Here is a 6,799-nt window from a genome sequence, read left to right as displayed (position 1 = left end):
ACGCGTTCGAGCTCGTCTCGAACACCTTGCGAACCAGGGCGTTGCCGGCGCTGACCAGCACCACCAGCAAGGTGATCCACGTCACGGCTCGGCCAACCCGCAGATTCAGCGCGTCTATGGCGCGCGATAAAGCGAGTAATGCTTTCATGATGGGAATAATGATCTAGAGGAAAATTCGCTACGCACCCGATATGGCGCGCAGACATGGGCATGCTGGGGTTCCCGGGGTGGCCGGTGGCTGCCGTCGGCATGCACAGCCCGCGCGGAACCGGCTTTTGGCGGGCACTGCGACGGGCTGAATCGTGCGATTTTATATCGCCCGGCCAGCCCCGCCCTGCCCGCCCCCGTTTCTGGCCCGCTTATTTGTGACGGCCGATCGTGCCCATGAAGCCGTCGAAGCTGCCTTCTGCGACACGGAACCACGGGATTTCATTGTCGCGGAACGCGACCATGTCCTCGTACACCTTCTTGAACATGGGATCTTTGGCCGAGAACTCTTCGTAGACCTTGACCGACTCGGCATAGCACGCGTCCATCACGGGCTTGGGGAACGCCTTGAGCTGGGCGCCTTGCGACACCAGGCGACGCAGGGCCGCCGGGTTTTCGGCGTCGTACTTGGCAATCATATCGGCGGTGGCAGCCGCGGCGGCCTGCGACAGCGCAGCCTGATAGTGCTTGGGCAGCTTGTTGTAGACATCCTGGTTCACGTACAGCGACACCTGCAGCGTGCCTTCCCACCAGCCCGGGAAGTAATAATGCTTGGCCACTTTGTGGAAACCCAGCTTCTCGTCGTCGTACGGGCCGATCCACTCAGCAGCGTCGATAGTGCCTTTCTCGAGCGAAGGGTAGATGTCGCCGCCAGCGATCTGCTGCGGCACCACGCCCAGGCGCGACAGCACCGCACCGGCGAAAGCGCTGGCACGGAACTTCAGGCCCTTCAGGTCGTCGACCGTCTTGATTTCATTGCGAAACCAGCCGCCCATCTGCGTGCCGGTATAGCCGCACGGGAAGTTGACGATGTTGTATTTTTGAAACAGCTCGCGGGTCAGCTTCAGGCCATTGCCATGACGCATCCAGGCATTCATCTGACGCGTATTCAAGCCAAAAGGCACAGCGCCATCAAAGCACAGCGCGGGATCTTTGCCGAAGTAGTAGTACGAAGCCGTATGGCCGCATTCAATGGTGTTGTTCTGCACAGCATCGAGAACCTGCAGCGCGGGAACGATCTCGCCAGCAGGGAACGCGCGGATGTTGAACTTACCGTCCGTGGCCTCGGAAACGTATTTGGCCAGGTTTTCCCCGCCGGTATAGATGGCATCGGCACTGCGCGGGAAGCTGGAGGCCAGGCGCCAGTTCAGCGTGGGAGATTCTTGCGCCAGGGCCGGCGCGGCAAGCGCGGCGCCGCCGGCTGCGGCGCCCAGAGTGGCCTTTTTGAGGAACGAACGACGTTGCATTACGGATGTCTCCTGGTTGGAAGCGGTGCAGGCGCGTGCCGTTCGTGTGAAACGGCCGCGAAAACGGCAGCTCGTGTAGAGGCTGCCGCTTTTTTTCGTTCGCAATGATAAATTGATCTGGCCCAACGCACTCCTGCTGATAACCCTTAAGCAAATGTAAAGGGCGACAGCAGTTGCGAACGTCCGTCTGTTTCGTTCAGCAGGAATTCAGCCGGATACTCGATGGCGGAAAGGTACAGGCCATCTGGAGCGAAGGTGGGCGCAGCCAGGCGGCGATCACGTGCCGCCAATAGCGCAGGCATCCAATGCACTGGTTGGCGGCCCTGCCCGATTTGCAGCAAGGCGCCGATCAGGTTGCGCACCATATGGTGCAGGAAGGCATTGGCGCGCAGCGTGAAGATCAGGAACGGGCCGCGCTCGTCGATGTCGAGGCGATGCAAGGTACGTACTGGATGGCGTGCCTGGCATTGCGAGGACCGAAAGCTGGAAAAGTCATGCTCGCCCAGCAAGGCGGCCGCGGCCTGTCGCATGGCATCCACATCCAGCGCCTGGAAGCACCACCCCGCCCGCCCGGCCCACAGCGGCGGCCGGACGCGGCCACGCCACAACAGATAATGGTAAGTACGCGAGCGCGCCGAAAAGCGCGCATGGAAATCATCGGACACCGGCTGTGCCCACTGCACCGCGATGCTGGGTGGCAGGAAGGCATTGACGCCACGGACCCAGGATTCGTCGCGGCGTTCCAGGTTCGTGTCCAGATGCACGACCTGCATGGCCGCGTGTACGCCGGTGTCGGTGCGGCCCGCGCAGATCGTGGGTACCGGAGCGTCGATACCGGCAAAACGGCCCAGCGCAGTCTCGAGGGTGTCCTGCACCGTCTGCCGGTGCGGCTGGGTCTGCCAGCCTTGCCAGGAAGATCCGTCGTAAGCCAGACCCAATGCCACACGTGGCATGCGGGTCAGCGCGGCCCGCGGGGGCGCGGCTCGTCAGTCGGCGGCTGGTCCAGATCCAGGCTGATACCGTCCAGCTTGCGGTTGAGTGCCGCGGTATCGAGCACCGGTTCGCCGTACGAGGCCTCGTCTTCATCGGCCCGGCGCGCCCCTGCGCGCCGCAGCAGCCATGCAACGATCAGCACGATGAGCGCCAGCGCGGCCGTCACCACGACCAACAGGTTGTCGGCCAGCCAGCCGGGCATCGAACTGGATACGGTACCGTTCTTGGCATCGCCCGTCGCCGTGGCATCGCCGGCCTGAGCACCCTGGGTGCTGGCCGCTCCTGGCGCACCGGGAGCGCCTGCGGCGCCAGGAGCGCCTGCGGCGCCAGGAGTGCCTGCTTCGCCAGGCGTGCCTGCTGCACCGGGCGTGCCTGCCGCACCGGGCGTGCCTGCGGCGCCGGGAGTGCCTGCTGCGCCGGGTGTGCCTGCTGCACCGGGCGTGCCTGCCGCACCGGGCGTGCCTGCCGCACCGGGCGTGCCTGCTGCACCGGCCGTGCCTGCTGCACCGGCCGTGCCTGCTGCGCCGGGCGTGCCTGCCGCACCGGGCGTGCCTGTTTCGCCGGGCGCGCCTGCCGTACCCGGTGCACCCGCGGCACCGGGAGTACCTGTCGCGCCAGGCGTACCCGCCGCACCTGTCCCGGCACCGCCCTCGGCACTGCCATTCGTTCCGCTTGCCCCTGCATCTTGATTGGCACGGCTGAGGGCATCGACGTTGCCTTGCAGCGTGTCGACACGCTGCTGGGTATCCTGCAAGGCGCGTTCGCTGGACGCGCGGGCGTCGGATTGCGCGTCGCCGGATGCCGTGGCGCTCAGGCGCAGGCGATCCTGGGGCGCCGACGCCACGCCACCTTCGCGCGAAGACGCCTGGCCCACCTGGCCCCCTGCGGCGCCGCGATCGGCGCTGACGGCCGCGCCGCCCGCGGCATCGGCACCGGCGCGGCCACGATACCGCGCATAGGCTTCGGCCTGCTCGAGATAGATGCGACGTGCTTCGCCTGGATCGATGGCGCGCACCGTGGCCGCGTCCGGGATGGACAGCGTCTCGCCGGCACGCACAAGATTCATGTTGTTCTGAATGAATGCCTGGGGATTGGCACGCCACAAGGCCACCAGCATCTGGTATACGGTGGCGTCCGGCACGTCGTTGCGGCGCGCAATGCGGAACAGGTAATCGCCCGGCTTGACCGTGACCGAACGGGCCGCAATCTGCTGGGCGCTGTCGCTGCCCACGCGGGCCGGCTGTACCTCGGTCCCGGCGCCACGCTGCGGCACCAGGATCGTGACCTGTACCTGGCGTTGGCCAGCGCTGGATTGCAGATCGAGCAGCAGGTCGACCGTAGGCGTAGCCAGCGGCTGCGACGAGACAACGCGGATGCTCTTGCGCGTGGCGTCCATGCCGTCCTGGATGGTCACCCGCATGCTGTCCGGCGGCACGGGCGGACGCAAGCCGGCGCGCTGCCAGGCGCTCGGGTCGGCCACCGTCACCCGCAGCGACCCGACTTCTTCGGGGGTCAGGCCCTCGAGCGGCACCACGACCTGCAGCGGGGCGCCCGGCGCGGATACCACGCGGGAATGACCCACGGTGGCAGCCTGGGCCGCCGTCCCCACCGACGCCCCGATGGCCAGGGCCACTGCCCAGTGCAGGGCTTTGATACGACGGGCATGAGAAGAATGGCGCGAACGCAAGGTCATGGTTGGAAATCCTGCAATACGAATCGGGTTACCGGCCAATGCTGGGCGAAAGTGTAATGGATCGACCATGATTCACAAATCGGCAAGCTGGCCGGGCACCGGCAAACCAATACATATATAGCGCAAAGGCACCCGCAGGTGCCTTTGCTATGCCCTGGCAGGCCAGGACGCCGGCAATGGCACGGCCTCAGGCTTCGGCCAGCGCGATGCGCAGCATGCGCCGCAGCGGCTCGGCCGCGCCCCACAGTAATTGGTCGCCCACCGTAAAAGCACCCAGGTACTGCGAGCCCATCGACAATTTGCGCAGCCGGCCCACCGGGATATCCAGCGTGCCGGTGACCGCGACCGGGGTCAGCGCCCGTACGGTGTCTTCCTTGGTGTTGGGCACGACCTTGGCCCATTGCGTGCCCTGCGCGACCAGGGATTCGATCTCGTCGAGCGGCAGATCGCGCTTGAGCTTGATGGTCAGCGCCTGGCTATGGCAGCGCATGGCACCGATACGCACGCACAGGCCATCGATGGGCGTGGCGGGCGTGCCGAAGGCCTTGCCGCGGCCGAGGATCTTGTTGGTCTCGGCTTCGGCTTTCCATTCTTCGCGCGACATGCCGTCACCCAGGTCTTTGTCGATCCAGGGAATCAGGTTGCCGCCCAGGGGCACGCCAAAGTGTTCCTGGGGCAGCGCCGGGTCTTGCTGCGCCTTGAGCACACCGCGGTCGATGTCGAGAATGGCCGAGGCCGGGTCGTCGAGCAGGGGCTTGACGGCCTGGTTGACCAGGCCAAACTGCGTCAGCAGTTCGCGCATGTGCTGCGCGCCGCCGCCCGAAGCGGCCTGGTAGGTCATGGAGCTCATCCATTCGACCAGGTCGTTGTTGAACAGGCCGGCCAAGCCCATCAGCATGCAACTGACCGTGCAGTTGCCGCCAACGAAATTGCGCACGCCGCGCTTGAGCGCCGCATCGATGACCGGCCGATTGACCGGGTCAAGCACGATGATGGCATCGTCTTTCATGCGCAGGGTGCTGGCGGCGTCGATCCAGATGCCGTTCCAGCCCGCGCCGCGCAGCTTCGGGAAAACTTCGGACGTGTAGTCGCCACCCTGCGCCGTAACGATGATGGGCAGTTTTTTCAGAGCATCGATGTCGTAGGCATTCTGCAGCGGGCCCGCACCGTCGGCCCAAGTGGGCGCGGCGCCGCCAGCGTTGCTGGTGGAAAAGAATACGGGGTCGATCAGGGCGAAGTCGTTTTCGTCGCGCATGCGCTGCATGAGAACGGAACCGACCATGCCGCGCCAGCCGACCAGGCCTACTGCTTGCGTCATGTTCAATGCTCTTGAGGTAAAAAATAGAAAGAAAGCCGTCGATCCCGACAATTTATCAGAATGCGCGGCAGAAATGTTGCACTGCAGGGAAAATTGGGGGACGGGCTTTCACAGATCGCCCTTGCGGGTGGTGTGCCGCCAGGCGGCACGCACGGGCCAGTTACGGCCGATACCGGACGCCGCGGGGTGCCGGACACCCCTACGGTGTCCGGCACCCGTTCTGCAGCCCTAGCGCAGGGCTTTCAGTACCGCATCGCCCATATGCGCGGTCGACACTTTGGTCGTGCCGGGCTCGTGAATGTCGGCGGTGCGCAGGCCTTCGGCCAGCACGGCACGCACGGCGGCCTCGATACGGTCGGCTTGCGGCGCCAGGTTCAGCGAATAACGCAGCAGCATGGCAGCCGACAGGATGGTTGCCAACGGATTGGCGATGCCCTGACCGGCGATATCGGGGGCCGAGCCGTGGCTGGGCTCGTACAGGCCCTGCCCCGACGCGTTCAACGAGGCCGATGGCAACATGCCGATGGAACCGGTCAACATGGCGGCCTCGTCCGACAAGATGTCGCCGAACAGATTGCCGGTGACGATCACGTCGAACTGGCGCGGGTTGCGCACCAATTGCATGGCAGCGTTGTCGACATACATGTGCGACAGTTCCACATCGGGATAGTCGCGCGCCACCTCGATGACGATATCGCGCCAGAACTGCGAGGTTTCGAGCACATTGGCCTTGTCGACGCTGCACAGCTTCTTGCCACGCTTGCGCGCCGATTCGAAACCGATGCGCGCGATGCGGCGCACTTCGGAATCGGCATAGCGCATGGTGTCGAAACCTTCGCGCTCACCACTGAAGGGGCCGTCTGCCGCATCGCGCACGCCGCGCGGCGTGCCGAAATAAATGTCGCCCGTCAGTTCGCGAATGATCAGGATGTCCAGCCCCGAGACGATCTCGGGTTTCAGCGACGACGCGCTGGCCAGTTCGGGATACAAAATGGCCGGACGCAGGTTGGCGAACAGGCCCAATGCCTTGCGCAGGCCCAGGATGGCCTGCTCGGGGCGGAATTCGCGCGGCAGGCTGTCGTACTTCCAGTCGCCCACGGCGCCAAACAGCACGGCGTGCGAATTGCGCGCCAGGTCCAGCGTGGCCGGCGGCAGCGGATGCTCGAACCGATCGTAGGCGGCGCCTCCCACTGGCGCCTGCTGGATTTCCAGCGACAGGTCCAGCGCGCCCAGCACGCGCACGGCCTGTTCCACGATCTCGGGGCCGATGCCGTCGCCTGGCAGCACTGCGATGTTATGCGTCATGAAAAGAACCTATGAATGAATAGATGTGGCGAGGTG

Annotated in this window: 5 protein-coding genes and 1 pseudogene; all 6 read right to left on the bottom strand. The window is 65.2% G+C overall.

Annotation, left to right across the window (positions count from 1 at the left end; genetic code table 11):
- Positions 1–148, bottom strand: a pseudogene (locus tag KW845_RS29590) (C4-dicarboxylate ABC transporter substrate-binding protein); the annotation flags it as partial.
- Between the two features lie 211 nt (positions 149–359).
- Complete coding sequence (locus KW845_RS29090) at positions 360–1,454, bottom strand: TRAP transporter substrate-binding protein (RefSeq protein ID WP_218372904.1); 1,095 nt, start codon at positions 1,452–1,454, stop codon at positions 360–362.
- 146 nt (positions 1,455–1,600) lie between these two features.
- Positions 1,601–2,407 (bottom strand): tRNA pseudouridine(38-40) synthase TruA, encoded by an 807-nt coding sequence (gene truA / locus KW845_RS29085; protein WP_218372903.1) that lies wholly within the window; start codon positions 2,405–2,407, stop codon positions 1,601–1,603.
- A gap of 5 nt (positions 2,408–2,412) precedes the next feature.
- Positions 2,413–4,140 carry a FimV family protein gene (locus KW845_RS29080; protein ID WP_218372902.1) on the bottom strand — a complete coding sequence of 576 codons (1,728 nt, stop codon included), beginning with the start codon at positions 4,138–4,140 and terminating at the stop codon, positions 2,413–2,415.
- 187 nt (positions 4,141–4,327) lie between these two features.
- Positions 4,328–5,458, bottom strand: coding sequence for an aspartate-semialdehyde dehydrogenase (asd, locus tag KW845_RS29075; protein ID WP_218372901.1), 1,131 nt, complete (start codon positions 5,456–5,458; stop codon positions 4,328–4,330).
- A gap of 228 nt (positions 5,459–5,686) precedes the next feature.
- Positions 5,687–6,763: a 3-isopropylmalate dehydrogenase gene (gene leuB, locus KW845_RS29070; protein ID WP_218372900.1), complete on the bottom strand. Its 1,077-nt coding sequence runs from the start codon at positions 6,761–6,763 to the stop codon at positions 5,687–5,689.
- Positions 6,764–6,799 lie beyond the last annotated feature (36 nt).

It is taken from the genome of Bordetella sp. BOR01 (assembly GCF_019218885.1).
GTDB lineage: Bacteria > Pseudomonadota > Gammaproteobacteria > Burkholderiales > Burkholderiaceae_B > Bordetella_A.
This window is presented reverse-complemented; position numbering and strand designations above follow the sequence as displayed.